We start from the raw sequence: 2,794 nt of genomic DNA, 5'->3' as shown, positions 1-2,794 counted from the left end.
CGCCCGCACCGGCCGTCCCGCCCCGGCCGGCGGCGCGGGGACCACGCGCAACAGGCCCGTCACCGCGCTGGTCGCCGTCGGCGTCGCGCTGCTCGTCGGGCTCGTCGGCGCGCTCGTCATCGGCGACGGCGGAAGCCCGCCACCGGCGGCGGCCCCCGTCACCGGCACACCGGCCGGCAGGCCGACACCGCCGCCGACCAGGACCTCCGCCCCGCCGCCGGTGACCGCACGGCCCGATCCGGTCGGCCTGCCGCAGTTCGTCGCCGAGTTCGCCGCGGTGCTCGCCTGGGCGCAGGCCCGCGGCGAGATCGACCGCAAGACGGTCGAGGGGCTGCGGGACAAGCTCGCGGACCTGAGCCGGGGCAAGGAGAAGGACCGGGCCAAGCGGGTCGAGAAGCTGCGGGAGCGCCTCGCCGAGGCGGCCGAGGAAGGGCAGCTCCCGCCCGACACGGCGGCCCGACTCGACGCCCTGCTCGACCGGATCGACACGCCGTCGCCGGACGACGACGAGGACGACGACTGAACCGGCTCAGCCGACCTCGACCGCGGACCCCTGCTCCACCCGGCCACCCCGCACCACCTGCGCGTACGCGCCCACGCACGGCTGCGCGCCGAGCTGCGGCAGCGGCACGACCCGGTTGAGGCGGGCCGGGACACGCAACGCCTCGGCCTGCCGGGGGAGCGACCCGTGCGCCAGGGTCGGCACCGCACACCGCGGGGTCGGGGCGAGTACCCGCAGCACCAGCTCGGGACCGACCCGCAGCTCGCCACCGACCCAGTCGTTCTCGGCGAAGCCGTCCACTTCGACGTCGAGCACGAGGTTGGGCCGGTAGCGGACCGCCTCGACGGTGCCGCCCGGAAGCTCGGCGGCCACCCGGGCCAGGGTGGCCGTCGTGACCAGGTGCACCGGGGCGAAGTCGAAGAAGGTCCCCGGCGCCGCCGCCCCGAGCGGGTTGGCGTCGACCGGCACCTCGGCGGCCAGACCGGCCGCCAGCACCGCGTCCGGGTCGGCCCGGTCCAGGAGCGCCCCGGCGGGCGGCCGGTCGATCAGCGTCACCGGGACGCCGAGCACCCGGGACAGCACGTCGTCGACGCCGGGGTCCACGCTGGACAGGACCCGCCCGTCGGGCAGCGTGATCCGTACCTCATCGGGTGCGGCGCCGGCCGCGCGGAGCGTGAGCAGGTCGCGCCAGAGCCGGGGATGCTTCGCGCTGGCCACCCGCCCGGTGTCCCGGTGCCGCAGGGCCAGCCGTCGGTCGCCCGCCACACCCGCCGGGCCGACGTCGGCGGCGGGCAGCCGCTCACCCAGCATCGACTTCACCGGGTAACGCCACAGCTGCGCCAGCCGGCCGGTCATCCTGCCGCCGCCCCGGCGCGGGGCACCGCGACCCGGACCGGGGCCCCGCCGGCGGTCGTGATGCACGTCGTCACGGGGCCACCCTAGTGCGAACCCCCGCGGCTGTGGACGGTCCGTGGGACGCAAGGGCCGGCCCATTGGCGGACTCCCAGGATCGGTTCGTAGCGTGTGGGCCATGATTCGTACCGCGCACGCCCTGCTCGCCTCCGGCACCGCCCCCGAAAAGGCCGCGCCGCCGGAGGACGGACTGGTCGGCTTCGTCATCGGCCTGGTCGAGCGGCTCGGCGGCCCCGGCGCGGGTCTGGCCGTCGCCCTGGAGAACCTCTTCCCACCGATCCCCAGCGAGGTGATCCTGCCGCTGGCCGGCTTCGTCGCCGGCCAGGGCCGGATGAGCGTGGTCAGTGCGATCTTCTGGACCACCCTCGGCTCGCTGCTCGGCGCCCTCGCCCTGTACTGGATCGGCGCCGCGCTGGGCCGGGAGCGGATCCGGGCGATCGCGCAGCGGCTGCCGCTGATCAAGCTCAGCGACGTGGACCGCACCGAGGAGTGGTTCCTGCGGCACGGGGTGAAGGCCGTCTTCTTCGGCCGGATGATCCCGATCTTCCGTAGCCTGATCTCCATCCCGGCCGGCGTGGAGCGGATGCCGGTGCTGACCTTCGCGGTCTACACGACGCTCGGCAGCCTGATCTGGAACACCACCTTCGTGATGGCCGGCTACCTGCTCGGCGACAACTGGCACCTCGTCGAGGGGTACGCCGGCGTGCTGCAGAAGGTGGTCATCGTCGCCAGCGTGGCGGCCGCCGGCTGGTTCGTGGTCTCCCGGATCATCCGCGCGCGGCGCGGCGCGCCGGCCGTCGACCCCGTCCCGCCCGTCGACCCCGCCCCGCTGCCCTACGCGCCGGACCCGACGGGGCGGGGCACGATCTACCGCAGCGCGTACTCGGACGGGCAGGCGCCCGACCGCGACCTGTCCCGCTGAGCCGGTGGCGCGGCCACGGCGGGCGCCACCACGCCCGCCAGGTCCCCGCCGCGGTGGCCCTCGGGATCCGGCGCCGCCGCCGAGGCGCACTGCACAGTCGGCGCGGGCACCCCGCCCCGATCCCGATCGGCCCCGGGACGCGGAAGTCCACCCGCGGGCTTGATCCCTGCGCCGGGGCACGGCGGCCACACCCGGGCGGGGCCCACGCTCGCGTCCGTCCGCCGGCTCCTAGCGGAGATCTTGGTAGAAAATGGCCCCTCCAAGGGCCGTTTTCTACCAAGATCTCCACCGGTGGCCCGGTGGCCCGGTGGCCCGATGACCCGGTGGCCCGGTGGCCCGGTGGCCCGTGAACCTGCCTGTGACCGGTTTCCGATTCGTGTGGTATGTCCAGCGCGGTTTGGGTGAGTGGGTCGTCCAGCAGGGTGGCGTGAGGTGCCGAATGTGCGGTTCGTAGGTGT

General features: G+C 75.4%; 2 protein-coding genes and 1 pseudogene. 2 read left to right on the top strand and 1 reads right to left on the bottom strand.

The annotated features are described in order from the left end of the window. Positions 1–523 (top strand): annotated as a pseudogene (locus F6X68_RS33785) (serine/threonine protein kinase); the annotation flags it as partial. Positions 524–529: 6 nt separating this feature from the next. Here F6X68_RS33785 and F6X68_RS32030 read toward each other — a convergent pair. Next, positions 530–1,357 (bottom strand): MOSC domain-containing protein, encoded by an 828-nt coding sequence (locus F6X68_RS32030; protein WP_151457738.1) that lies wholly within the window; start codon positions 1,355–1,357, stop codon positions 530–532. 175 nt (positions 1,358–1,532) lie between these two features. Here F6X68_RS32030 and F6X68_RS32025 point away from each other — a divergent pair, with 175 nt between their 5' ends. Beyond that, positions 1,533–2,336: a DedA family protein gene (locus F6X68_RS32025; RefSeq protein ID WP_151457737.1), complete on the top strand. Its 804-nt coding sequence runs from the start codon at positions 1,533–1,535 to the stop codon at positions 2,334–2,336. The last annotated feature ends 458 nt before the right edge of the window (positions 2,337–2,794 follow it).

Source organism: Micromonospora sp. AMSO12t (assembly GCF_008806585.1).
Classification (GTDB): domain Bacteria; phylum Actinomycetota; class Actinomycetes; order Mycobacteriales; family Micromonosporaceae; genus Micromonospora; species Micromonospora reichwaldensis.
This window is presented reverse-complemented; position numbering and strand designations above follow the sequence as displayed.